This is a genomic window from Neorhizobium tunisiense (genome assembly GCF_039631515.1).
GTDB lineage: Bacteria > Pseudomonadota > Alphaproteobacteria > Rhizobiales > Rhizobiaceae > Neorhizobium.
On record NZ_JBDIUU010000002.1, the window covers coordinates 202603 to 225531 of the forward strand.

A 22929-nucleotide genomic window follows, 5' to 3' on the forward strand; every position below is an offset into this window, starting at 1 on the left:
GATGAGCGAGATGACCCAAACCGCTGCCAAGCCGCGTATCGAACGCTCGGCCACCGCGTCCAGGACCTACATGATCTTTGTGATCATCGGCCTCGCGGTTCTGATCCTCGCGCCGATGTTCTTCTACCCGATCTTCCTGATGAAGCTCTTGTGCTTCGCGCTGTTTGCATGCGCCTTCAATCTGCTGCTCGGGTACACGGGGCTGCTCTCTTTTGGCCACGCGACCTTCTTCGGCGGGGCGGCCTATTTTACCGCGCATGTCGTCAAGGAATGGGGCTTTCCGCCTGAACTCGGTATCCTGACCGGGGTCGTGGGCGCGGCAATGCTCGGCCTGATCATGGGGTTCTTCGCGATCCGCCGGCAGGGCATCTATTTCGCGATGATCACACTCGCCCTGTCGCAGATGTTCTTCTTCTTCTGCCTGCAGGCGGAATTCACGGAAGGTGAGGACGGCATCCAGTCGGTGCCGCGCGGCCATCTGTTCGGTTTCATCGACCTCAACATCTCGACCAACATGTATTATTTCGTGCTGGGCGTGTTCCTGATCGGCATGGTGATCATCTGGCGGTTCATCAACTCGCCCTTCGGCATGATCCTCCGGTCGATCCGCGAGAACGAGCCGCGGGCCATCTCGCTCGGTTACTCCGTCGCTCGCTACAAGCTCGGCGCCTTCGTGATGTCGGCAGCACTGGCCGGCCTTGCGGGCGGGCTGAAGGCGCTGGTCTTCCAGTTCGCGACTCTGACGGATGTCGCCTGGCAGATGTCCGGCGAAGTGATCCTGATGACGCTGCTCGGCGGCATCGGCACGCTGATCGGGCCGATATTCGGGGCGGGCCTGGTGGTCACGCTGCAGAACTACCTGGCGACCTCTCAATTCCCGGTGACGATCGTTACGGGCGTGATCTTCATGGTCTGCGTCCTCGTTTTCCGGCGGGGCATTATCGGGGAATTCTACGCCTCCCGGCTCGGCCGGAAGCTCGGTTTCGAGCATAGACGATAAGATAGAGGGAGGGTGCAGGGATGCGGCTTGCGGGCATGGCTCGCGGGGCGCTTCTCCCTGGAGCATGAGCATGGAAAATTACGACTACATTGTCATCGGGGCGGGCAGCGCCGGCTGCGTATTGGCCAATCGGCTATCGAAGGACCCGGGCAACCGGGTGCTGATCCTCGAAGCGGGCGGTAACGACAACTATCATTGGGTGCATATTCCCGTCGGGTACCTCTACTGCATCAACAATCCGCGCACCGACTGGTGTTTTACCACCGAGAAGGAAGAGGGGCTGAACGGCCGTTCGCTCTCCTACCCCCGCGGAAAGATCCTCGGCGGGTGCTCGTCGATCAACGGCATGATCTACATGCGCGGCCAGGCTTACGACTACGACATGTGGCGGCAGATGGGCTGCACCGGCTGGGGCTGGGACGACGTGCTGCCGATCTTCAAGAAAAGTCAGGATTTCTACAAGGGTGCCGATGACATGCACGGCGCCGGCGGCGAGTGGCGCATCGAAAAGCAGCGCCTCCGCTGGGCCGTGCTCGACAGTTTCCAGAAGGCGGCGGAAGAGGCCGGTATCCCGATCGTCGACGACTTCAATCGCGGCAGCAACGAGGGCTCCAGCTATTTCGACGTCAACCAGCGCTCCGGCATCCGCTGGAACACGTCCAAGGCATTCCTGCGACCGGCAATGAAGCGGCCCAACCTCACGGTGCTCACCAAGGCGCATGTCCGAAAGCTGATCGTCGAAAACGGCGAGGTGAAGGGCGTCGAGTTCCAGCACGACGGGGTGGCGAAGAAGGCCTATGCGAAACGCGAAACCGTGCTCAGCGCCGGCGCGATCGGCACGCCGCATATCCTCGAACTTTCCGGCATCGGTCGCGGCGACGTGCTTGCCAATGCCGGTGTCGAGGTGGTCAAGGAGGTCAAGGGCGTCGGCGAGAACCTGCAGGACCATCTGCAGCTTCGCCTCGTCTACAAGGTGACCGGGGTTCCGACCCTCAACGAAAAGGCGTCGAGCCTGATCGGCAAGGCCTCGATCGGGCTGGAATACGCCTTCCGGCGCTCGGGGCCGATGTCGATGGCGCCGAGCCAGCTCGGCATCTTCACCAGGTCCGGTCCCGACAAGGAGACGCCGGATCTGGAATATCACGTCCAGCCGGTGTCGCTCGACAAGTTCGGCGAACCGGTCCACTCGTTCCCGGCAATGACTGCGAGCGTGTGCAATCTTCGCCCCGAGAGCCGCGGCTCCGTGCACCTCAAAAGCCCGGATTTCGCAGCAGCGCCTGGCATCCATCCGAATTACCTGTCGACGGCCGCCGACCGCGACGTTGCCGTCAAGTCGATCAGGATCACCCGCGAGATCGTCAGAAAACCGGCATTTGCGCGCTATCATCCGGAGGAATACAAGCCCGGCCCCTCCTACGAGACCGACGCCGATCTCGAAAGGGCGGCCGGCGATATCGGCACGACGATCTTCCATCCGGTCGGCACGGCCCGGATGGGGGTGGATCCGGACAGTGTCGTCGATCCCCGCCTGAAAATGCGCGCAGTCGGAAGGCTACGTATCGCCGACGCCTCGATCATGCCTAATATAGTGTCCGGCAACACCAATTCGCCGACGATCATGATCGCCGAAAAGGCGGCCGAGATGATCCTGGCGGACAATCGGTAGACCGGAGAAGCGCATGTCCGACACACCTGCCCAGAGCGACGAAGTCCTCACCGACCGTATCGGTTCGGCCGCCGTCATCCGGCTCAACCGACCGAGGGCGCTCAACAGCCTCAGCCTTTCCATGGTGCGGACGATGAAGGCGGCGCTGGAGCGGTTCGCCGACGACCCGGAAATCTCCTGTGTCATCCTGAAAGGCGAGGGAGAGCGCGGTCTTTGCGCAGGAGGAGATATCCGGGTCATCTACGAGAGCGGCAAGTCGGACGATCCTGACGTCACGCGATTCTGGCGCGAGGAGTTCCCGGTCAACTATATGATCTCCCGCTACGAAAAGCCGTATGTGGCGCTGATGGACGGCATCGTCATGGGTGGCGGCGTCGGGGTTGCCTCGCATGGAAAACATCGGATCGTCACGGAACGCACCCGTCTTGCCATGCCCGAGACCGGCATCGGCTACGTCCCGGATGTCGGCGCCACCTGGCTGCTTCCCCGCGCGCCCGGCGAGACCGGCACCTGGATGGGACTGACGGGCGAGGTGATCGGCGCGGCAGACGCCATCTATGCCGGTCTTGCCGATGTGAACGTGCCTTCGGAACGGCTCGGCTCACTTGTCGAGGCGTTGGGAGAACTGAAGGGCGGCGCATCCGACGAGCAGGTGAGGGCGGTGGTCGATCGTTTCGCCCTTGCGCCAGGAGAAAGCCAGCTCGAAGCCCATCGTGACCTGATCGACCGGGTTTTTCGCTTCGATACGGTCGAGGAGATTGTGGAAGCCCTGAATAGAGAGGATGATGAATTCTCCATCAGGACGCGTGACATCATCGCCAAGCGCTCGCCGACCAGCCTCAAGCTCGCGCTTCGGCTCATCAGGCGCGGCCGCGAAAGTTCGAGCCTTGTCGAATGCCTGGAGCGGGAATTCACCGCCGGGGCCGAAATCCTGCGCAATCACGATTTCTACGAGGGCGTGCGCGCGGCGATCATCGACAAGGACCGCAATCCGAAGTGGTCTCCGGCGACCTTGGAGGAGGTCGGGGATGCGGATCTCGACCGCTATTTCGCAGCGTGGCATCCGGTGCTGTTTCCAGATCACAGACTTTAAAACAACAACGACGAGGGGAGGAAGACATGACCAAGATCGCTTTCGTTGGCCTTGGCAATATGGGCGGGCCGATGGCCGCCAACCTTGTGAAAGCCGGCCATGAGGTGCGCGGCTTCGACCTGTCGGAAGCGTCGGTGAAGGCAGCTGCCGAGACGGGTGTGAAGGCGTCCGGCGCGCTGGCGGAGGCGGTGCGCGATGCGGAATGCGTCATCACCATGCTGCCGAAGGGTCAGCACGTCACCGCAGTGTGGACCGATCTCACCACGCTCATCCCGGAGGGAACTCTGGTCATCGACTGCTCGACCATCGACGTGGAAAGCGCCCGCAAGGCACACGAACTGGCGGATGTGATGAACTGTATCTCCCTCGATGCACCCGTCTCCGGCGGCACCGGCGGGGCGGCGGCCGGCACGCTCACTTTCATGGTCGGCGGTTCGGAAAATGCGTTCGCCTCGGGCAAGCCTATCCTCGAGGCGATGGGAAAGAGGATCGTCCATTGCGGCGACGCTGGCGCCGGCCAGGCGGCAAAAATCTGCAACAACATGATATTGGGCATTTCGATGATCGGCGTCTGCGAGGCATTTGGCCTCGCGGAAAAGCTCGGCCTTTCGCATCAGGCGCTGTTCGACGTCGCCTCCACCTCGTCAGGCCAGTGCTGGTCGCTCACCACCTATTGCCCGGTACCGGGTCCGGTGCCGACTTCGCCGGCCAACAACGATTACAAACCCGGTTTTGCGGCAGCGCTGATGCTGAAGGACCTGACGCTGTCCCAGGAGGCTGCGAAACAGTCCGGTGCGGCCACGCCGCTCGGTGCCCACGCCGCCGAGCTTTACGCCGAGTTTGAAAGGACGGGGCACGGCGCGGACGATTTCTCAGCCATCATCCAGATGCTTCGAGAGAAGGCGGGCAGGAACGGTTGAGGCGCGCGCGCCGTCGTGAAAGCTGCGTGGGTAGACCCTTTGGCGTATGTTTCCTCCCGGCAAAGAGAGTAAAATCCGTCCGTTCCTGGCAGATCGATGCCGGGACTTGGGATGGAGGTCAGCATGGGACGCAAATTTATCGATTGCCGTGAGTTTCCGAGCGAGATGAAATGCACCGTAGCCATCTCGGCCGACAGTATGGACGAACTCGTCAACGCCGCGGTACAGCACGCTGTTACCGTACACGGTCATCAGGATACGCCGGAGTTCCGTTCGGAAATCACCAAGGCCATCCACGAGATGGAACCGTCGCGCAACGTCGCGTGAGGTATCCGTAATCGAGTTACCTTAGCTTCGATGGCGCTTCTTCATTCGATGGGGGAGCGCCTCTCGGGCGTTTGAGTGAAAAGCTCCGCCAAATATGGCGGAAAAGGGTCAAAATTTCTAAGGCGCTCATAAAGCGGGGTGCGAGGTTTCTCGCGGTTTGCTGGACGTACCGGTAGTTTCACCGGCATGATCCAACACCGGAGACTTGCATGAACCGCCTCATAATCCTCGGCACCGCAGTTGCCGCGCTTTTTGTTCAGCCCGCGCTGGCCCAGTCGCCGACGAAGCTGCTCAACGCCTCCTACGACGTATCGCGCGAACTGTTCGTCGCCGAGAACGAGGCCTTCATCAAGAGCCATCCGGGCGTTACCATCGACCAGTCGCATGCCGGTACCTCGAAGCAGGCCCGTTCGATCGCCGAAGGCCTCGAAGCCGACGTCGTGACCTTCAACCAGTCGACCGACATCGATTTCCTCGCCAAACAAGGCTTCGTGGCCAAGGACTGGACCAAGGCATTCCCGAACAATGCCTCGCCCTTCTATTCCTTCCCGTCTTTCCTGGTGCGCGCCGGCAATCCGAAGAACATCAAGGATTGGGGTGATCTCGCTCGCGCGGATGTGCACGCCGTTTTCCCGAACCCGAAGACCTCGGGCAACGCCCGCTACACCTATCTCGCCGCCTACGCCTGGGCCAAGGAAGCCTATAAGGACGACCAGGAGAAGATCGATGCCTATATCACCAAGATCTTCGACAACGTGCCGGTCTTCGATACCGGCGGCCGCGCTTCCACCACCACCTTCGTCGAGCGGGAAACCGGCGACGTGCTGATCACCTTCGAGGCCGAGACCCGCGGCATCGTCAAGCAGTACGGCGCCGACAAGGTCCAGAGCGTCATCCCGTCGGTCAGCCTTCTCGCCGAGTTCCCGGTTGCGGTGGTCGAAAAGGTTGCCAAGAAACGCGGCACGGAAGCCCTCGCAAAATCCTATCTCGACTTCCTCTACACGGAAGAAGGCCAGCGGATCGCTGCCCAGTTCGGCCATCGCGTCCAGAACGAAAAGGTCGCCGCCGAGGTCAAGGACCAGTTCCCGGCAATCCGCCTCGTCAAGGTCGACGACGTCTTCGGCGGCTGGGACAAGATCCAGAAGGACCACTTCGCCTCCGGCGGCACTCTCGACAAGCTGTACGGCAGCCGCTAAGCGCAGACTGGACTTCAACCAAGCCTTGCCCGGCGCACGAAAGTTCGCCGGGCTTTACCATGCAAAGAGGAAACGACCGCTTGAGACGCAATGTCCTGCCCGGGTTACGCCTGTCGCTGGGGGTGACGCTGTTCTATGTCGGGCTTATCGTGGTCCTGCCGTTGGCAGCTCTGGTCTTCAAGGCAGCGAGCCTCGGCCCTGAGGATTATTGGCGGATCGTCTCCTCGTCCCGGGCGCTCGCGAGCTACCGCGTCACCGTGCTTTCGGCGCTCGGCGCCACCGTCTTCAACCTGTTCTTCGGCCTGGCGCTCGCCTGGGTGCTGACGCGCTATCGGTTCCCGGGCTGGCGGATCGTCGATGCCATGGTCGATCTGCCCTTCGCGCTGCCGACGGCGGTGGCCGGCATCGCCCTGACGGCGCTTTTCACCACCAACGGCTGGTTCGGCTCCATCCTCGCCGGCCTCGGCATCAAGGTCGCCTATACGCCGCTCGGCATCATGATCGCGATGTGCTTCACCTCGCTGCCCTTTATCGTGCGCACCGTGCAGCCGGTGCTGGAGGATCTGGATCCGGCGCTCGAAGAGGCGGCGCAGTCGCTCGGCGGTTCGGACTGGACAATCTTCCGCAAGGTCATCCTGCCGCTTCTGGCCCCGGCGCTGCTTGCCGGCGTGTCGCTGTCCTTCGCCCGCTCGCTCGGTGAATTCGGCGCGATCATCTTCATCGCCGGCAACCAGCCGATGTCGACGGAGATCACCGCGCTTCTCGTCTTCATCCGGCTGGAGGAATACGACTACCAGGCCGCCGCCGCCATCGCCTCGGTGCTGCTGATCGCGGCTTTCGTCATGCTCGCGCTCACCAACTGGATGCAGTCGCGGGCACTTCGTTATACGGTGAGGGGGTGACCATGGGCGCGACCCGTACAGGCAGAAAGCCGCCGCGCGTCGGCGACCAGCCGCTGTTCCGCCGGATGCTGATCGGCATCGTCCTGGTGATCGTCGCCTTGCTGATCGTTGCGCCGCTGGTCGTCATCGGCGTCGAGGCCTTTTCGAAGGGGTGGGCCGTCTACCGCGACACGATCATTCACCCGGATACGCTGCATGCGATCGGGCTCACGGTGTTTGCGGCGATCGTCGCCGTTCCGGTCAACACCGCCTTCGGTGTCGCGGCCGCCTGGTCGATCACCAAATTCGATTTCCGGGGCAGGCGTTTCCTGCTGGTCGTCATCGAGATCCCGTTTTCGGTCTCGCCGATTGTCGCCGGTGTCGCCTATCTCTTCGTCTACGGCCTGCAGGGCATCTTTGGCCCGATGCTGGATGAATACGGCATCAAGATCCTGTTTGCGATCCCCGGCATCATCCTCGCGTCGATGTTCGTGACAGCGCCTTTCGTCGCGCGCGAGCTGATCCCGCTGATGCAGGCGCAGGGCCGCGATCTTGAGGAGGCTGCCACCTCGCTCGGCGCGTCCGGCTGGCGGACCTTCTTCTCGGTGACATTGCCGAACATCAAATGGGCGCTGCTTTACGGCGTCGTTCTCTGCAATGCCCGCGTGATGGGCGAATTTGGTGCCGTCTCGGTCGTCTCGGGCAATATCCGCGGCCAGACCAATACGCTGCCGCTGCATATCGAGCTGCTCTATCACGACTACCAGGCGGCCGGCGCCTTTGCCGCCGCCTCCATCCTGGCGCTCATCGCCGTCTTCACCATCATTGCCAAGGTGACACTGGAGCGCCAGGGGGCCGGCCGCGTTCGGCGCCCGGCTCTGGTCACCAATCCCGCGGAGAAAACCTCATGAAAATCCGCCTCGAAAACGTCGTCAAAACCTTCGAAACCTTTCGTGCCGTGCGGGACGTCTCGCTCACGATCGAAAGCGGCGAACTCGTCGCGCTGCTCGGCCCTTCCGGTTCCGGCAAGACGACTATCCTGCGCATGGTCGCCGGCCTCGAATATGCCGATGGCGGCCATATCTATTTCGGCGATCAGGATGCCACCGATATTCCGGTACGCGACCGCGGCGTCGGTTTCGTCTTCCAGCACTACGCGCTGTTTCCGCATATGACGGTGGCGGAAAATATCGCCTTCGGCATGAGGGTCTCGAAAGTGAAGCGCGAGAAGGCGGCCATCGAGGCGCGCGTCGCAGATCTGCTGAGGTTGGTGCGCCTCGAAGGCCTGGGCGACCGGTTCCCGGCGCAGATTTCCGGCGGCCAGCGGCAGCGCGTGGCGCTTGCCCGGGCGCTGTCGGTCGATCCCAAGGTGCTGCTGCTCGACGAGCCGTTCGGTGCCCTCGACGCCAATGTGCGCCATGACCTGCGCCGCTGGCTGCGCGAGATCCACCGCGAGCTCGGCATCACCACGATCTTCGTCACCCACGATCAGGAGGAGGCGCTGGATCTCGCGGACCGCGTCGTCATCCTGAAAGACGGCCACATCATCCAGCAAGGCACGGCGGAGGAAGTCTGCCGCAACCCGCAATCCGCCTTCGTGATGAAGTTCCTCGGTGACGCCAACGTGCTCGCTGCGGAAGTCCGCGACGGCAAGGCTTACGCGAGCGGTGCCGCGATCGATGTTTCCGGAATGGCCGACGGCAAGGCGGAACTTTACGCGCGTCCCGCCGATCTCGACTGGTCCGCGCAGGGGCCGGGCATTCCGGCCAGCATCACCCGCGTGCTCGACCGCCCGGACGGCCGGCGGGTGCTGGCGACAACGGAGACCGGCGATCAGCTGGAATTCGACGTCGAGCCGGAGCGGACAGTCAAGGCGGGCGAGGGTGGTTTTGTGACATTGCGCAGGGCAAAGGTGTTTGCGCTGGGGTGAGCGCGGGAGGACGAACGGGGAGAGTGGCTCCGCCACCCCCTCATCCGCCTGCCGGCACCTTCTCCCCGCTGGGGAGAAGAGGTATGCCGCACCGTTTCGTAACCCCTTTGCCTGACTTTTCCGGAGCGCAAACGTCGCCGTTCATCCTCTCCCCTCAGGGAGAGGTACGCCGAGCGTAGCGGAGGCGGGGTGAGGGGGACGGCACCCGCAACCTCGCCGAAAACACTCAAGCCAGAAGCTCGAACGCACCCTCAGCCAATACCTCGCCATTGACGATCAGCTCGACCGGATGCCGGCCGGCATAGTGGACGCGGGTGGTGAAGTCGCGTATGGCGCGGCTGATGGCGAGTTCCAAGGTCTGGCCCGGATCGAGGGTGGCCTCCTTCCACTTGAAGACCTTCTTCGACGTGCCGCCGCCCTTCTTCACGTAATGAACGGCATAGTCGATGACGAGCTTCTGCGGCGCCGACGCCGTCGACACGAGCCTGGCCGATATCTTCACCGCCCCGCCGAGTTTCAGCGACGACGGCGTCACCGCAAAACTCTCGACCTTCACCTCGGCCTTCTCGCCGGCGCCAAGGTGGTGCAGCGCCTTGGTATCACCCTTCTTGATCAGGGTGCGCAGCGCCTGTTTCATGATCCAGGCCGTACGCGGATCGTCCTTCGGCCAGTTGGCAATCCTGTCGAATACCCAGGCAGGGTGGTCCTTGGTGATGTCGTTCAGATGGTTGGCCACCGATTTGCGCACGTAAAGGCTCGGGTCGCTCCTCAGGTTGTCGAGGATAGGCGCGACGGGCGAGGGGTCCGATATCAGGTCTCTTAACTGGAACGACCAGGGCAGGCGCGGTCGGCAACCTTCGCTCGAAAGCCGGCGAACGTGCTCGTTCTCATCGAGGGACCACCTCTCCATGACCTTCAGCGTGCGGGAAAGGTCCTTCAACAGGAAATGCCGAATGGCGAATTCCGATGAGCCGAAGCGGGTGAAGAACGCAAGTGCATCCATCGACAGGTCGAAATGGTCATGGCCGTGGAGCGCCACATATTCCGGTAGCACTATGGAGGCGAAGCCGTGGTTGATGCGCGGCGCCAGTGCCCGGAGGATTTCGAGATTGGTCGCAAAACCGCCGGGCAAGGTGTCGTGATAGACGACCGCGATCTGCCGCAGCCGCTGCATGATGCTGAGATCGTCGAGGCCAATGGAGGCGAGCGTGAGAAAGCGCTCGCCGTCAAAGTCGGGATCGATGTCCTTGGTCTCCACTGCAAAATGCTCGAGGCGGTCGCGGTTGAAGATTTCCTTCAGGAGCGGTGCTGCTTCGGTCTCAATCTCGGCCATGGGCTTTTCCGGATGTTCACTGTTTGTTTTGGTATTCGACTCGGACGCCACCGGCAAGGGCAAAAGAAAAAGCCGGCCGATGCGCGAGCACCGACCGGCATTGAGAAGTCAGTTCAAGAACCGTCAGATCAGCTCATCTGGCTGACGAAACGGGTTTCGAGATAGGCTTCGGTGGCTTCCGAGCCGCCTTCCGTCCCGTAGCCAGAGTCCTTGATGCCGCCGAACGGCACTTCCGGAAGCGCAAGGCCGTTGTGGTTGATGGTCAGCATGCCGGCTTCCACCTGGCGGCTGAGCGCATGGGCGGTCTTGACCGAGCCGGTGAAGGCGTAGGAGGCAAGGCCGAAGGGCAGGCGGTTGGCTTCTGCGATCGCGTCGTCGTAATGGGAGAAGCGGTTGATGATCGCGACCGGGCCGAACGGCTCGTCGTTCATGATCTTGGCCGAGGTCGGCACTTCGGACAGAACCGTCGGCTCGAAGAAGTGGCCCTTGTTGCCGATGCGGTGGCCGCCGGTCTTCAGCTCGCCGCCGTGGGTGATGGCGTCCTGGATCAGCGCTTCCATCGCCGGGATGCGGCGCTCGTTGGCGAGCGGGCCCATGCCGACGCCGTCTTCCAGGCCGTTGCCGACCTTGATCGCCTGTGCCGCCTTGACGAAACCGGCGGTGAACTTGTCGGCGATGCCGTCCTGAACCAAGAAGCGGGTCGGTGCGACGCAGACTTGGCCGGCATTGCGGAATTTCGACATGGCGGTGACTTCGATCGCCTTTTCGAGGTCGGCATCGTCGAAGATCATCACCGGCGCATGGCCGCCGAGTTCCATCGTGGCGCGCTTCATGTGCTTGCCGGCGAGGGCCGCCAGATGCTTGCCGACCGGGGTGGAGCCGGTGAACGAGATCTTGCGGATGACCGGATGCGGAATCAGGTATTCGGAAATTTCGGCCGGAATGCCATAGACGAGGTTGATGACGCCTGCGGGCACGCCGGCATCGATGAAGGCACGGATCAGCTCGGCGGGCGAGGCAGGGGTTTCCTCAGGCGCCTTGACGATGATCGAGCAACCGGTGGCAACGGCTGCGGAGAGCTTGCGGACCACCTGGTTAAGCGGGAAATTCCAGGGCGTGAAGGCTGCGACCGGACCGACCGGCACCTTTATCGCGAGCTGCGAGACGCCGGCGAAGCGGGCCGGGATGACCTGGCCATAGGTGCGGCGCGCCTCTTCGGCGAACCAGTCGATCGTGTCGGCGGCGCCCATGACTTCCATCTTCGACTGGGCGAGCGGCTTGCCCTGTTCGCGGGTCATGTAATAGGCGATCTGGTCGACGCGCTGGCGCAGCAGGTCGGCAGCCTTGCGCATCAGCTTGGAGCGGTCGAAGGGCGAGGTGTCGCGCCAGATCCTGAAACCCTTTTCGGCGGCTTCCAGCGCCAGGTCCAGGTCCGCCTTGCGGGCATGGGCGATCTTCCCAATCACTTCTTCCGTCGCGGGATCGGAAACGTCGATGGTCTCGCCGCCGATGGCATCGCGCCATTCGCCGTTGATGAAAAGCTTGACGTCGGGATAGCTGTGCATGGTGTCTACTTTCGTTTCAAGGCTGGAAACGCCGCTTTTGGGCGTGGGAGAAGGAGCGGGAATGTCAGTCTGCGACCTAAAATAATTGACAGGAACAATCAACGTCCATGTGGCAACATTCATAGGGCGCGGGATGAAGTCTGGACTTCGTTCTCCCTAAAGATAGGGTGGCGTGCAGGCGCTTACCACCTCGCAGCGCTCGGTTCCGACGTTACGATATCGGTGCGGCTGGCGGCTGTCGAAGAGGAAGGCGTCGCCCTTTTTGAGGATGCGCGTCTGGCCGCCGACGGTCAGCTCCAGTTCGCCGGCGACGACCACGCCGCCTTCTTCGGCATCATGCTGCAGCATGGTCTCGCCGGTATCGGCGCCGGGCTCGTAGAACTCGTGGAAAATCTGGACGCTGTGGGATTTGGCGTCGCCGACCTGCAGCAGCGTCAAAGCGCCGGTCGAAAGCGGCGTCAGTTCATCGGCGCGGTAGAACACCTGGTCGACCGGCGGCAGCGTCAGCGCGAAAAAGTCGGTCAGCGGATAGTTGATTGCCTCGAGGATTTTCTTCAACGAGGCGACCGAAGGGCTCACCTTGTTTTTCTCGATCAGCGAGACAAGGGAATGGGTGACGCCCGCCTTGACCGCCAGCGCCCGCTGCGACAGGCCGTGCTGCTTGCGCACCAGACAAAGACGCTCGCCGACATTGAAACCGCCACCGGCCCCTTCCGCCGCATTCTCCATGGCGTGCATTCTTCAAAACGACCTTTGTTTCATTTCCTCGCCGCCGATCACGGCAGCGTTTCACTGATACACCGAAGGTGGGAATTTCTCCAATGACGAAAAACGGCGCGGTTGGTGAGGGGATGCAAGTTTTTTTCGGCTGGATGTCGGATTAGCGAAAGCACGTTCGTCTTTGAGATATGGTCGCCATCGGCGACCGCGCAACCAGTTGAAAAGGGAGAAATGCAATGGCGAAGAACACGGTCTGCTTATGGTTCGACAAGGACGCCGAGGAGGCTGCCCGCTTCTATGCCGAAACTTTTCCGGATAGCGCGGTCGGCGCCGTAATGCGCGCGCCCGGCGATTACCCGGACGGCAAGCAAGGAGACGTACTTGTCGTGGAATTCACCGTTGCCGGAGTGGCGTGCATCGGCCTGAACGGCGGCCCGACCTTCAAGCACAACGAAGCGTTTTCCTTCCAGATCTCGACCGAGGACCAGGAAGAGACCGATCGCTACTGGAACGCCATCGTCGGTAACGGCGGTCAGGAAAGCGAATGCAGCTGGTGCAAGGATAGATGGGGTATCTCCTGGCAGATCACGCCGCGTGTCCTCATTGAAGCCCTGGCTGTCGGCGGCGGCGAGGCGAAACGTGCCTTCGAGGCGATGATGACCATGAAGAAGATCGACGTCGCTGCGATCGAAGCTGCCCGGCGGGGTTAAGGCGACATCCCCCAATTTGGGTTCATCGCCGGCTGGCCATGTCAGCCGGCGGAAGAAGCGGCTTGGATCGAACAGGGCCGCAAGACCAGGAAGCCGCGCTTCGACGCGCTGGACGAAGTCGTCGACGCTTTGAAACGGAAGGAGAAAATCGATGGGCAAGAGTGTGAGTGACGGTCGAACGGTGGTCGAACGGAGATCCGAGCGCGAACTCGTCGTGACGCGCAGCTTCAACGCCCCGGTTCGCCTCGTATACGATGCGTGGACCAAGCCCGAATTGTTCAAGCAGTGGTGGGCGCCGAAATCCAGCGGCGTCCCGCTTCTTTCCTGCGAGATGGATGCTCGCACCGGCGGCGGCTATAGCGTGACGTTCGGACATGACGCCGACAATTCCATGACCTTCTTCGGCAAATATCTCGAAGTGTCGCCGCTGTCGCGCCTCGTCTGGACGAATGACGAAAGCGAAAACGGCTCCGTCACGACGGTCACCTTCGAAGAACGGGATGGCAAGACGTTGCTGGTCCTCAGCGAACTCTATCCTTCCAAGGAAGCGTGCGACGAATCTTGTGCCGGCATGGAGGGTGCGATGCCCGAACAGTTCGGGCAGCTGGATGAACTTCTCGTCACCCTGGGCGCGAGCGCCTAACCTCACGATCGCTGTTTGGCTGAAACACGGGAACAAAAAGGCCCGGCGCGCTGGAAGCGACCGGGCTGATTTGCCGAAGAGGCTAAAGCCCTTCTCAGAAAAACGCCTGGATGCCCGTCTGTGCGCGGCCCAAAATCAGTGCGTGGACGTCGTGCGTGCCCTCGTAGGTATTGACCGTTTCGAGGTTCTGCGAGTGGCGCATGACATGGTATTCGATCTGGATGCCGTTGCCGCCGTGCATGTCGCGGGCAGCCCGAGCGATGTCGAGCGCCTTGCCGCAGTTGTTGCGCTTGACGATCGAGATCATTTCCGGGGCCATCTTGTGCTGGTCCATCAGCTGGCCGACACGGAGCGAAGCCTGCAGGCCGAGCGCGATTTCGGTCTGCATGTCGGCGAGCTTCTTCTGGTAGAGCTGCATGCCGGCGAGCGGCTTGCCGAACTGCTTGCGATCAAGACCGTACTGGCGGGCGCGGAACCAGCAGTCTTCCGCCGCACCCATGACGCCCCAGGAAATGCCGTAGCGGGCGCGGTTGAGGCAGCCGAAGGGCCCCTTGAGGCCCGAGACGTTCGGCAGGATCGCGTCTTCGCCGACTTCGACGCTGTCCATGACGATCTCGCCGGTGATCGAGGCGCGCAGCGACAGCTTGCCGCCGATCTTCGGGGCGGAAAGGCCCTTCATGCCCTTTTCGAGCACGAAACCGCGGATCTCGTTGTTATGGGCTTCCGATTTCGCCCAGACGACGAAGACGTCTGCGATCGGGGCGTTGGAAATCCACATCTTGGAGCCGCGCAGGCGATAACCGCCCTCGATCTTTTCGGCGCGGGTCTTCATACCGCCCGGATCGGAGCCGGCATCCGGTTCGGTCAGGCCGAAACAGCCGATCAGCTCGCCGGAGACGAGGCCGGGGAGATACTTCTTTTTCTGCTCGTCGGAGCCGTAGGCAAAGATCGGGTAGATGACCAGCGACGACTGCACGCTCATCATCGAGCGGTAGCCACTGTCGATGCGTTCGATCTCGCGGGCGACGAGGCCGTAGGCGACATAGGAGGCGTTGGCGGCGCCGTATTCCTCCGGCAGGGTCACGCCGAGCAGGCCGGTCTGGCCCATCAGCTTGAAGAGGCCCTTGTCGGTGGTTTCATCCAGATAGGCTTCCTGGACGCGCGGCAGGAGTTCGGCCTTGGCGAAGGCTGCAGCCGCATCGCGGATCATCCGCTCCTCGTCGGTCAGCTGTTCTTCGAGAAGAAAAGGATCGTTCCAGGAAAAAGCCAAGGGTCTGCCTCCGGTTTGAAATCTGGCAAATTGAAGTTTAAAGAATTATCGCCAGCTCAGCGCCCGAGAGCAAGCACCGTTTACTCATTGGGCCATGATCTATAGTAATAGGCAATGGTCAGCCTCTCGCGAAAATTGCTACCCTCCACCTCCGCGCTCGCGGCCTTCGATTCCGTCGCCCGGCTCGGCAGTTTCTCAGGGGCTGCCGAAGAGCTGTCGCTGACGCAGGGGGCGATCAGCCGGCAGGTTTCGGGGCTGGAGGAGCAGCTCGGTATCCAGCTTTTCGACCGCACCAGCCGGGGCGTCAGCCTCACATCCGCGGGGGCGGAATATGCCAAGGTCGTGGCGAGCGCACTGTCGCAGATCCGCTCCGCTTCATTGCAGGTCATGACCAAACGGCATAGCGACCAGTTGAACCTCGCGATCCTGCCGACCTTCGGCACCCGCTGGCTGATGCCGCGCATCCCGCAATTCGTCGCCCGCCATCCGGAGATCACCCTCAATTTCGCCACCCGTATCGGCGTCTTCGATTTCGACCGCGATGGCATCGACATGGCGATCCATATTGGTCAGCCGGACTGGTCGGGAGCGGAATGCACCTTCCTGATGGATGAAATGGTGGCGCCGGTCTGTTCTCCCGCGTTCCTCGCCTCGCATCCGATTAGAAAGGGCGAGGACCTCATGCGCCTGCCGCTGCTGCACATGGCCTCCCGACCGGGCGCCTGGAACCACTGGTTCGAGAGCCTCGGCGTTTCCGGCACGCCGTCGCAGGGCATGCGGTTCGAGCAGTTCGGCAGCGTGGCGCAGGCCTGTATCGCCAGCCTGGGCGTGGCGCTGATGCCGCTCTTCCTGATCGACTCGGAACTGGCGACCGGCCAGATCGTCGAGGCTTTCCCGCATCAGGTGACGAGCCCCAGCGCTTATTATGCGGTTGCGCCTGTGAGCAAGAGGGATTTCCGGCCGGTGGTGGCGTTTCGGGCGTGGCTGCTGGAGGAGGTCGGGCGGTATCGGGAAGAGGTTGTGGGCTGGTAGAGCGGGTGCGTGGAGCCCCTCCCCCTTGAGGGGAGGGGTTGGGGAGGGGACTTCGCTCCGCATCAAAACCCCTCCCGCCTGCCGGCCACCCTCCCCACAAGGGGGAGGGTTAAGTTTGCCGCGCCGCCTCGGTTAAAGCCTCGGCCGCCGATCAAACCATTCCGTCGCCGCCTCATAAGCAAGCGCAATCTCCAGTACCGCCTTGTCCGCACGTGGGCGGCCGATGATCTGGATGCCGTTCGGCAGGCCGTTGTCGCCGAAACCTGCGGGCATGGCGGCGACCGGCAGGCCGGCCATCGAGGCGGGGATCACGACCTCCATCCAGCGATGATAGGTATCCATTGTCCGGCCGCCGATTTCCTTCGGCCAATGGGTGCCGGCATCGAAGGGAAAGACCTGGGCGGAGGGCAGGATCAGGTAGTCGTAGCGGTCGAATACCGTCAGCAGATACTGATACCAGGCGCTGCGGCGCTTCGAGGCGAAATGGACTTCGCGGGCGGTCATGTCGAGGCCGCGCTCGATTTCCCAGATGATCTCGGGCTTCATCTTGGCGCGCTTTTCCGGATCGTCATAGTTGTCGCGCATGCCGCTGGCGGTCAGCCAGCTCCTCAGCGTCGTCCAGGAGCGCCAGACATCCGCCATGTCGAAATCGGGCACCATCTCATCGACGTTGCAGCCGATCTTCTTGAAAACCGGCAATGCCGAGCGGCAGAGTTCCAGCACGCCGGGCTCGAAGGGCAGGTAACCGCCGAGATCGCCGAGCCAGGCGATGCGGGCGCCTGAGAAATCGCGGCCCTCCTGCGGCGTCAGGTCCTCGGTCGGCAAGGACAGGGGATCGCGCGGATCGTAGCCGGCTTGTGTGGAAAGCAGGGCGGCGACATCGCGCACCGTGCGGCCCATCGGGCCGAGCACCGAAAGCTGCCCCAAGAAGGTTTCGGGCTTGAGGGAGGAGGGGACGCGGCCGAAGCTCGGGCGGAAACCGACGACGTTGTTGAAGGCGGCGGGGTTGCGCAGCGAACCCATCTGATCGCCGCCATCGGCCACCGGCAGGAGGTGGGCGGAGAGAGCCGCGGCCGCGCCGCCGCTCGATCCGCCGACGGTCTTTGTGAGGTCGTAGGGGTTTCTGGTGACGCCATGCACCGGGTTGTAGCTCTGCGAGCCGAGGCCCTGTTCGGGCGTATTGGTCTTGCCGATGATGATCGCACCGGCTGCCCGGATGCGCTCGACCATCACCTCGTCCTTCTCAGGTACGAAATCGGCGAAGATCGGCGAGCCGTAGGTGCAGCGGATGCCCTTTACCTCGCAGAGATCCTTGATGGCGATCGGCATTCCATGCATCCAGCCGCGCGACCTGCCAGCGGCAAGCTCGGCGTCGCATCCAGCCGCCTCGGCCAGGAGTTCGTCGCGGCCGCGCAAGCTGACGATTGCGTTGATCGCCGGATTGAGCCGGTCGATCCGGTCGAGATAGGCCGTCACCACGGCGGCGCAGGACGCCCGGCCGTCATGAATCGCCTCCGAAAGTGCGGTTGCCGAAAGCCCGGTGATCTCGTCGTTATTCATCACTCTTCCCTCATGAATACCCAAGGATTTCCACTGGTCGAAGGCAAAGAGTCAAGGCAGGATGTGGGGATATTGGTCGGTCCGCAATTACAAACGACTCGACAAAGCCTTTTCATCAAAGTATGCGTGCTTAAACGTTTAATCAGAGACTGCCATGGCTTCACCCCGTCCCGGCTCCAACATGAGCGCAATTGCCGCCGCGCTTGGCGTGTCGGCTGCGACCGTGTCGAATGCGCTTTCCGGCAAGGGACGCGTGTCGCCGGAGCTCATCGAAAAGGTGCGGGCCAAGGCAAGCGAGCTCGGTTACGTGCCGAGCCTCACCGCGCGGGCGTTGCGTACCGGCCGCACCGGCGTGCTCGGCCTCGTGCTGCCCGATATCGCCAATCCGCTCTTCCCGCAGATTGCCCAGGCGATCGAGAACGCCGCCTCGAATGCCGGTTACGGCGTTCTGATCGCCGACTCCCGCGGCGATATCGCCAAGCAGACCGAGGCGATCGGCCGGCTTCTGGAACGCGGCGTCGATGGCATGGTCATCGTGCCCCGGCGCGGTACGCGGATCGCCGATATCGGCTGCCCCGTCGCAGTCATCGACACGCCCTCCACCCCCGGCAACACGGTCTCCGCCGATCACTGGGAAGGTGGCGCCCAGATGGGCCGGCATCTCGTTTCACTCGGCCATCGCAAGGTGCTGCTGATCGGCACCAGCGCCTTCTCCAACGTACAGAACGACCGGATCGGCGGGCTGAAGGCGGGCCTCGGGCCGGATGTCGAATGCGATACGATGTGGATCGAGAAGGTCGAGGCGGTTTCGGGCGAAGGCTGCCCGCTCGGTCTGGCGGACAAGGCCAGGGCGGGTTTTACGGCCTTTGCGGCTGTCTCCGATCTTTCGGCGCTTCGGGCGTTGACGGAACTGCAGCGCGCCGGCATCGGCGTGCCGGAAATGGTCAGCGTCGCCGGTTTCGACGATCTCATCTGGTCCCCGGTCGTCACGCCGGCGCTCACCACCGTGCGCATGGACATGGCAACGATCGCCGACCTGGCGATCGCAGCCCTCATCCGCGCCATCGAGGAGGAAGGCGACGAGGAAGAGGCGCTTGCCGGAAATGTGACCTCCGAGACCGACCGGGTCCCGATGCAGCTCATCGTGCGCCAATCAACGGGTGCTCCGCACGCCGGTGGCGCACCGAATTTACATGCCAGAACCCCCAACAAACCGACAGCAGGAGAAGTCACATCATGAACAAGGTCATTCTTGCGTCGGGCGCCGCCCTGATGCTCACCCTGGGTGCCGCGCAAACCCCGGCCCTGGCCCAGGAAAAGACGCTGACGATTTCCGTCTATGCGCTGGCCCAGGACGAATACAAGCAGATCGTCTACGATCCCTTCCAGAAGATCTGCGGCTGCAAACTGGTCGTCGAGACCGGCAACAGCGTCGAGCGCCTCGCCAAGATGGAAGCCAACAAGGCCAACCCAGTTGTCGACATGGCCGTCGTTTCGATGGCCGATGCGCTTGCCGCCTCCCGCGCCGGCCTGATCGACAAGGTCGATACCTCGAAGCTCTCCAACTTCGGCAAGCTCTATGACGTCGCCAAGGACCCGAACAAGGACGGCATGAGCGTCGGCTACACGTTCTACGCCACCTCGATCGCCTATCGCTCCGACAAGATGAAGATCGACAGCTGGGCCGATCTGCTGAAGCCGGAATATGCAAGCCATGTCGCATGGCCGAATGTCACCACCAACCAGGGCCCGCCGGCGCTCTACATGCTGGGCCTTGCTCTGGCCAAGGACACGGCTGACCTCAAGGCTCCGATCGAAGCGGTCGGCGCCAAGAAGGCCGAGATCGTCACCTTCTATGAAAAGTCCTCGCAGCTCGTGCAGCTGATGCAGCAGGAAGAAATCTGGGCGGCGCCGATCGGCCGCTTCACCTGGGCTCCCTTCACCAAGCTCGCCTTCCCGATCGCCTGGGCCACCCCGAAGGAAGGCCAGACCGGCGGCATGAACGTCATGATCACCACCAAGGGTTCCAAGAACAAGGAGCTGGCGCTGCAGTTCATGGATTATTGGCTGTCCACCGAGGTGCAGACCAAGCTCGCCGAAAAGCTGATCGACAGCCCGGCCAACAAGGACGTCAAGCTGCCTGACGCGATCGCCAACAACCTCACCTATGGCGAGGAAACCGCAAAGAGCCTGAAGCTGATCCCGTCCGCCGTCGCCCTCGACAACCGCGCCGGATGGCTCAAGACTTGGAACGAGAAGGTCGGGCAGTAAGAGAGAAGCACCCCCTCACCCGGCCTCCGCTTCGCTCGGCCACCCTCTCCTCGAGGGGAGAGGAGGAGCGGCGACGGCGCGGCATATTTCTTCTCCCCAGCGGGGAGAAGGTGCCGGCAGGCGGATGAGGGGGCTGTGCTTCAACCGGACGATAGCGGAGACCACCACCAATGTTCCAGAACAGGGCTGAAGCGCTGGCACTTGCGCTGCCGGCCGCGATCTTCGCGGCGGCGGTGTTTCTCGTGCCCGTGGTGATCCTGCTATCGGACGGATTTCGCGTGCCGACCGGCGGCTGGACGATCTCCGCCTATACGGATTTCTTCTCCAATCCGCTGAACCAGGCCGTCTTCCTGCGCACGCTCAGGCTCGGCGCTCTCGTTACCGTTGCCTCGGCTGTGATCGGTTATGCGGCGGCGTTCGCGATCGTCAGCCTGGAGCCCGGCGCCAAGGGCAAGGTCACCGGCCTCGTCGTGCTGCCGCTGATGATTTCCCCGGTCGCCCGCACCTATGCCTGGATCGTCATCCTCGGCCGCACCGGCATCGTCAACCAGGCTTTCCTAGCGCTCGGCATCACTGAAGCGCCGCTGCGCATCCTGTTTTCCGAAACGGCGATCTTCATCGGCCTCCTGCAGCTCTTCCTGCCGCTGATGATCATCTCGCTGATCTCGGCGCTCGAAAACATGCCGAAGGACGCCATTCCGGCGGCCCGAGTGCTCGGCGCCAACTGGTTCCAGGTGTTCTGGAAGGTCGTGCTGCCGCTCACCAAGGAAGGCCTCGTGATCGGCGGCACGCTGGTCTTCACCGGCTCGCTGACCGCCTATATCACCCCCGCCATTCTCGGCGGTTCCAAGGTGCTGATGCTCGAAACGCTGCTCTACCAGCAGGTTTCGGTCTCCAACAATTTCGTCGCGGCGAGCGTCATTGCCTTCATCCTGATCGTCATGAGCTTTGCCGCCAACATTCTCCTCAAACGCGTCGCCACGGCACGCAACAAGCAGAGGAGCCCGCAATGACGGCGCGCAGCCTCTTCATCCCGGTCACGCTCTTTCTCGTGATCGCCTTCCTGATCGGGCCGTTCCTGATCATCGTCGCGGCCTCCTTCTCGGCCGGCGAAACGCTTGCCTTCCCGCCGCAGGGTTTTTCGCTGCGCTGGATCGCCAAGGTGTTTACCGTGGAAAGTTTCCGCGCCTCGTTCGGCATGTCGCTGTTTCTCGCGATCGGTGGCACGGCGGCGGCGCTCATCCTCGGCATTCCGGCCTCCTACGCCCTGTCGCGCTACAAGCTGCCGGGAGCGGAGATCGTTCGCACCGTCGTCTCGGCGCCGATCATCGTGCCGGGCATCATCGTCGGCCTGGCGCTCTTGCGTTATATCGTCGTGCCCTTCCAGGTCGGTATCACGCTGGCGCTGTTCCTCGCCCATACTGCGCTGGTGCTGCCCTATGCGGTGCGGGTCGTGTCGGCCAGCCTCGACAACCTGCGCTCCGATATCGAGGAGGCGGCGGTTCTGCTCGGCTCGTCGCGGCTCGGGGCCTTCTTCCGGGTGGTGATGCCGAACATCCGCGGCGGCATCATGTCGGCCTTCATCCTCGGCTTCGTCACTAGCTTCAACCAGGTGCCGGTGTCGCTGTTCCTCTCGGGGCCGGGCGTGCGCACCCTGCCGGTCGACATGATCGCCTATATGGAAATCGTCTTCGATCCGTCCGTCGCAGCGCTCTCTTCGCTGCTCGCCTTCCTCTCCATCGGCATCGTTTTTATCGCCGAACGTTTCCTGGGGTTCTCCCGCTATGTCTGACGCGTCCTATCTCTCGCTTGAAAAGCTGACGCTCGCCTATGGCGATTCCGTCGCCGTGGCGAACCTCGATCTTAACATCCGCAAGAGCGAACTGATCGCGCTGCTCGGCCCGTCGGGCTGCGGCAAGACGACGACGATGCGCGCCATTGCGGGCCTGTTGCCGGTCAAAAGCGGTCATGTCCGCCTCGACGGCGCTGACATTACCCGCGTGCCCGCCAACAAGCGTGCGGTCGGCCTGATGTTCCAGTCCTATGCGCTGTTCCCGCATCTCTCCGTCTACGAGAACGTCGCTTTCGGGCTGAAGCTCAAGGGCATGCGCGGCACCGAGCTTGACACCAAGGTCCAGTCCGGCCTGAAATCCGTCGGCTTGTCCGCCTTCGCCAACCGCAAACCAGCGGAGCTTTCCGGCGGCCAGCAACAGCGCGTTGCGCTTGCCCGCTCGATGGTGATGGAGCCGAAAGTGCTGCTGCTCGACGAGCCGCTCTCCAATCTCGACGCCCGGCTGCGGCTGGAAATGCGCACCGAGTTGCAGCGCGTCCAGAAGGAGACCGGCGTGACGATGATCTTCGTCACCCACGACCAGGCCGAAGCTTTGGCGCTCGCCGACCGCATTGTGGTCATGAAGAGCGGTAAGATAGAGCAGATCGGTTCGCCGGAAGACATCTACAACCGCCCGACATCGTCCTTCGTGGCGGACTTTGTCGGGTTCGAAAACATTTTCCCGATCGAAAACGGAAAGATGAAGACCAGCGCAGGTCTCATCGATCTCTCGGGTGAGGCCCCTTCAGCGGCGGGTCTTGCCTGGCGGCCGCGTATGGTGACCCTGGGGACAGGTCCTTTCCAGGGCACCGTGCGCGGTACATCGTTTGCCGGCGATAGCCGAGAATATCTGCTCGACACCGCGTTTGGCCCGATCAAGGCCGAGGTGGAGGCAAGCCAGCCGGCGCATGTGCTCGGCGATGCTCTCACCTTCGACCTGCCGGCGGAACGCGCCGCTCCTCTTTCCCGATTTGTGTGAGG

Annotated in this window: 22 protein-coding genes and 1 pseudogene; 18 read left to right on the plus strand and 5 right to left on the minus strand. The window is 62.6% G+C overall.

Annotated features, from left to right (window positions below):
* Position 1: 1 nt before the first annotated feature.
* From ABCW43_RS10040 to ABCW43_RS10080, 9 genes are all read left to right on the plus strand, one after another.
* Complete coding sequence (locus tag ABCW43_RS10040; protein WP_345923758.1) at positions 2–1000, plus strand: branched-chain amino acid ABC transporter permease; 999 nt, start codon at positions 2–4, stop codon at positions 998–1000.
* 70 nt (positions 1001–1070) lie between these two features.
* On the plus strand, positions 1071–2666 hold the full coding sequence (locus ABCW43_RS10045) for a GMC family oxidoreductase (RefSeq protein WP_345923760.1): 1596 nt from the start codon (positions 1071–1073) through the stop codon (positions 2664–2666).
* Positions 2667–2679: 13 nt separating this feature from the next.
* A complete protein-coding gene (locus ABCW43_RS10050; RefSeq protein ID WP_345923762.1) occupies positions 2680–3759 on the plus strand; it encodes an enoyl-CoA hydratase/isomerase family protein in 1080 nt (359 codons plus the stop codon).
* Positions 3760–3785: 26 nt separating this feature from the next.
* Positions 3786–4679, plus strand: a complete 894-nt coding sequence (mmsB, locus tag ABCW43_RS10055) for a 3-hydroxyisobutyrate dehydrogenase (protein ID WP_345923764.1) — start codon at positions 3786–3788, stop codon at positions 4677–4679.
* A gap of 123 nt (positions 4680–4802) precedes the next feature.
* Positions 4803–5006, plus strand: a complete 204-nt coding sequence (locus tag ABCW43_RS10060) for a DUF1059 domain-containing protein (RefSeq protein ID WP_345923766.1) — start codon at positions 4803–4805, stop codon at positions 5004–5006.
* Positions 5007–5215: 209 nt separating this feature from the next.
* On the plus strand, positions 5216–6202 hold the full coding sequence (gene cysP, locus ABCW43_RS10065) for a thiosulfate ABC transporter substrate-binding protein CysP (protein ID WP_345923768.1): 987 nt from the start codon (positions 5216–5218) through the stop codon (positions 6200–6202).
* A gap of 59 nt (positions 6203–6261) precedes the next feature.
* Positions 6262–7104 carry a sulfate ABC transporter permease subunit CysT gene (gene cysT, locus ABCW43_RS10070; protein ID WP_345923770.1) on the plus strand — a complete coding sequence of 281 codons (843 nt, stop codon included), beginning with the start codon at positions 6262–6264 and terminating at the stop codon, positions 7102–7104.
* A gap of 2 nt (positions 7105–7106) precedes the next feature.
* The gene (cysW, locus tag ABCW43_RS10075) at positions 7107–7994 is read left to right on the plus strand and encodes a sulfate ABC transporter permease subunit CysW (protein ID WP_345923772.1); all 888 of its coding nucleotides are present in this window, start codon (positions 7107–7109) and stop codon (positions 7992–7994) included.
* Complete coding sequence (locus tag ABCW43_RS10080) at positions 7991–9013, plus strand: sulfate/molybdate ABC transporter ATP-binding protein (RefSeq protein WP_345923774.1); 1023 nt, start codon at positions 7991–7993, stop codon at positions 9011–9013. Before cysW ends, ABCW43_RS10080 begins: the two co-directional genes overlap by 4 nt.
* A 226-nt stretch (positions 9014–9239) precedes the next feature.
* Here ABCW43_RS10080 and ABCW43_RS10085 read toward each other — a convergent pair whose 3' ends face one another.
* From ABCW43_RS10085 to ABCW43_RS10095, 3 genes are all read right to left on the minus strand, one after another.
* Entirely contained in the window at positions 9240–10337 is a 1098-nt protein-coding gene (locus tag ABCW43_RS10085; RefSeq protein ID WP_345925407.1) for a DNA alkylation repair protein, read from the minus strand.
* 137 nt (positions 10338–10474) lie between these two features.
* The gene (locus tag ABCW43_RS10090) at positions 10475–11911 is read right to left on the minus strand and encodes an NAD-dependent succinate-semialdehyde dehydrogenase (RefSeq protein WP_345923776.1); all 1437 of its coding nucleotides are present in this window, start codon (positions 11909–11911) and stop codon (positions 10475–10477) included.
* 156 nt (positions 11912–12067) lie between these two features.
* The gene (locus ABCW43_RS10095) at positions 12068–12649 is read right to left on the minus strand and encodes a cupin domain-containing protein (RefSeq protein WP_345923778.1); all 582 of its coding nucleotides are present in this window, start codon (positions 12647–12649) and stop codon (positions 12068–12070) included.
* A 218-nt stretch (positions 12650–12867) separates the two neighbouring features.
* Between ABCW43_RS10095 and ABCW43_RS10100 the strand changes: the two genes are divergently transcribed.
* From ABCW43_RS10100 to ABCW43_RS10110, 3 genes and pseudogenes are all read left to right on the plus strand, one after another.
* On the plus strand, positions 12868–13341 hold the full coding sequence (locus ABCW43_RS10100) for a VOC family protein (protein ID WP_345923780.1): 474 nt from the start codon (positions 12868–12870) through the stop codon (positions 13339–13341).
* A gap of 51 nt (positions 13342–13392) precedes the next feature.
* Positions 13393–13512 (plus strand): annotated as a pseudogene (locus tag ABCW43_RS10105) (ArsR family transcriptional regulator); the annotation flags it as partial.
* Positions 13493–13984, plus strand: coding sequence for an SRPBCC family protein (locus ABCW43_RS10110; protein WP_345923781.1), 492 nt, complete (start codon positions 13493–13495; stop codon positions 13982–13984). The pseudogene ABCW43_RS10105 and the gene ABCW43_RS10110, both read left to right, overlap by 20 nt.
* Before the next feature lie 94 nt (positions 13985–14078).
* Here ABCW43_RS10110 and ABCW43_RS10115 read toward each other — a convergent pair whose 3' ends face one another.
* Entirely contained in the window at positions 14079–15254 is a 1176-nt protein-coding gene (locus ABCW43_RS10115; protein ID WP_345923783.1) for an acyl-CoA dehydrogenase, read from the minus strand.
* A 114-nt stretch (positions 15255–15368) separates the two neighbouring features.
* Between ABCW43_RS10115 and ABCW43_RS10120 the strand changes: the two genes are divergently transcribed.
* On the plus strand, positions 15369–16286 hold the full coding sequence (locus ABCW43_RS10120; RefSeq protein WP_345923785.1) for a LysR family transcriptional regulator: 918 nt from the start codon (positions 15369–15371) through the stop codon (positions 16284–16286).
* A 132-nt stretch (positions 16287–16418) separates the two neighbouring features.
* Here the strand turns inward: ABCW43_RS10120 and ABCW43_RS10125 are convergent, their stop codons facing one another.
* Complete coding sequence (locus tag ABCW43_RS10125; RefSeq protein WP_345923787.1) at positions 16419–17846, minus strand: amidase; 1428 nt, start codon at positions 17844–17846, stop codon at positions 16419–16421.
* A gap of 154 nt (positions 17847–18000) precedes the next feature.
* On the opposite strand from ABCW43_RS10125, the gene ABCW43_RS10130 reads away from it, so the two are divergent.
* From ABCW43_RS10130 to ABCW43_RS10150, 5 genes are all read left to right on the plus strand, one after another.
* The gene (locus tag ABCW43_RS10130; RefSeq protein ID WP_345923789.1) at positions 18001–19086 is read left to right on the plus strand and encodes a LacI family DNA-binding transcriptional regulator; all 1086 of its coding nucleotides are present in this window, start codon (positions 18001–18003) and stop codon (positions 19084–19086) included.
* The gene (locus ABCW43_RS10135) at positions 19083–20117 is read left to right on the plus strand and encodes an ABC transporter substrate-binding protein (RefSeq protein WP_345923791.1); all 1035 of its coding nucleotides are present in this window, start codon (positions 19083–19085) and stop codon (positions 20115–20117) included. Before ABCW43_RS10130 ends, ABCW43_RS10135 begins: the two co-directional genes overlap by 4 nt.
* Before the next feature lie 170 nt (positions 20118–20287).
* A complete protein-coding gene (locus ABCW43_RS10140; protein ID WP_345923793.1) occupies positions 20288–21130 on the plus strand; it encodes an ABC transporter permease in 843 nt (280 codons plus the stop codon).
* On the plus strand, positions 21127–21909 hold the full coding sequence (locus tag ABCW43_RS10145) for an ABC transporter permease (protein WP_345923795.1): 783 nt from the start codon (positions 21127–21129) through the stop codon (positions 21907–21909). Before ABCW43_RS10140 ends, ABCW43_RS10145 begins: the two co-directional genes overlap by 4 nt.
* The gene (locus ABCW43_RS10150) at positions 21902–22927 is read left to right on the plus strand and encodes an ABC transporter ATP-binding protein (RefSeq protein ID WP_345923797.1); all 1026 of its coding nucleotides are present in this window, start codon (positions 21902–21904) and stop codon (positions 22925–22927) included. Before ABCW43_RS10145 ends, ABCW43_RS10150 begins: the two co-directional genes overlap by 8 nt.
* Positions 22928–22929 lie beyond the last annotated feature (2 nt).

What these genes read in the sequence shown, in the direction of transcription:
- ABCW43_RS10100 (WP_345923780.1), top strand. Translation starts at nt 12,868, where the DNA reads ATGGCGAAGAACACGGTCTGCTTATGGTTCGACAAGGACGCCGAGGAG.
- ABCW43_RS10150 (WP_345923797.1), top strand. Translation starts at nt 21,902, where the DNA reads ATGTCTGACGCGTCCTATCTCTCGCTTGAAAAGCTGACGCTCGCCTAT.
- mmsB (WP_345923764.1), top strand. Translation starts at nt 3,786, where the DNA reads ATGACCAAGATCGCTTTCGTTGGCCTTGGCAATATGGGCGGGCCGATG.
- ABCW43_RS10120 (WP_345923785.1), top strand. Translation starts at nt 15,369, where the DNA reads ATGGTCAGCCTCTCGCGAAAATTGCTACCCTCCACCTCCGCGCTCGCG.
- ABCW43_RS10090 (WP_345923776.1), bottom strand. Translation starts at nt 11,911, where the DNA reads ATGCACAGCTATCCCGACGTCAAGCTTTTCATCAACGGCGAATGGCGC.
- ABCW43_RS10145 (WP_345923795.1), top strand. Translation starts at nt 21,127, where the DNA reads ATGACGGCGCGCAGCCTCTTCATCCCGGTCACGCTCTTTCTCGTGATC.
- cysW (WP_345923772.1), top strand. Translation starts at nt 7,107, where the DNA reads ATGGGCGCGACCCGTACAGGCAGAAAGCCGCCGCGCGTCGGCGACCAG.
- ABCW43_RS10040 (WP_345923758.1), top strand. Translation starts at nt 2, where the DNA reads ATGAGCGAGATGACCCAAACCGCTGCCAAGCCGCGTATCGAACGCTCG.
- ABCW43_RS10045 (WP_345923760.1), top strand. Translation starts at nt 1,071, where the DNA reads ATGGAAAATTACGACTACATTGTCATCGGGGCGGGCAGCGCCGGCTGC.
- cysP (WP_345923768.1), top strand. Translation starts at nt 5,216, where the DNA reads ATGAACCGCCTCATAATCCTCGGCACCGCAGTTGCCGCGCTTTTTGTT.
- ABCW43_RS10140 (WP_345923793.1), top strand. Translation starts at nt 20,288, where the DNA reads ATGTTCCAGAACAGGGCTGAAGCGCTGGCACTTGCGCTGCCGGCCGCG.
- ABCW43_RS10125 (WP_345923787.1), bottom strand. Translation starts at nt 17,846, where the DNA reads ATGAATAACGACGAGATCACCGGGCTTTCGGCAACCGCACTTTCGGAG.
- ABCW43_RS10130 (WP_345923789.1), top strand. Translation starts at nt 18,001, where the DNA reads ATGGCTTCACCCCGTCCCGGCTCCAACATGAGCGCAATTGCCGCCGCG.
- ABCW43_RS10095 (WP_345923778.1), bottom strand. Translation starts at nt 12,649, where the DNA reads ATGCACGCCATGGAGAATGCGGCGGAAGGGGCCGGTGGCGGTTTCAAT.
- ABCW43_RS10080 (WP_345923774.1), top strand. Translation starts at nt 7,991, where the DNA reads ATGAAAATCCGCCTCGAAAACGTCGTCAAAACCTTCGAAACCTTTCGT.
- ABCW43_RS10050 (WP_345923762.1), top strand. Translation starts at nt 2,680, where the DNA reads ATGTCCGACACACCTGCCCAGAGCGACGAAGTCCTCACCGACCGTATC.
- ABCW43_RS10135 (WP_345923791.1), top strand. Translation starts at nt 19,083, where the DNA reads ATGAACAAGGTCATTCTTGCGTCGGGCGCCGCCCTGATGCTCACCCTG.
- ABCW43_RS10060 (WP_345923766.1), top strand. Translation starts at nt 4,803, where the DNA reads ATGGGACGCAAATTTATCGATTGCCGTGAGTTTCCGAGCGAGATGAAA.
- ABCW43_RS10110 (WP_345923781.1), top strand. Translation starts at nt 13,493, where the DNA reads ATGGGCAAGAGTGTGAGTGACGGTCGAACGGTGGTCGAACGGAGATCC.
- cysT (WP_345923770.1), top strand. Translation starts at nt 6,262, where the DNA reads ATGCAAAGAGGAAACGACCGCTTGAGACGCAATGTCCTGCCCGGGTTA.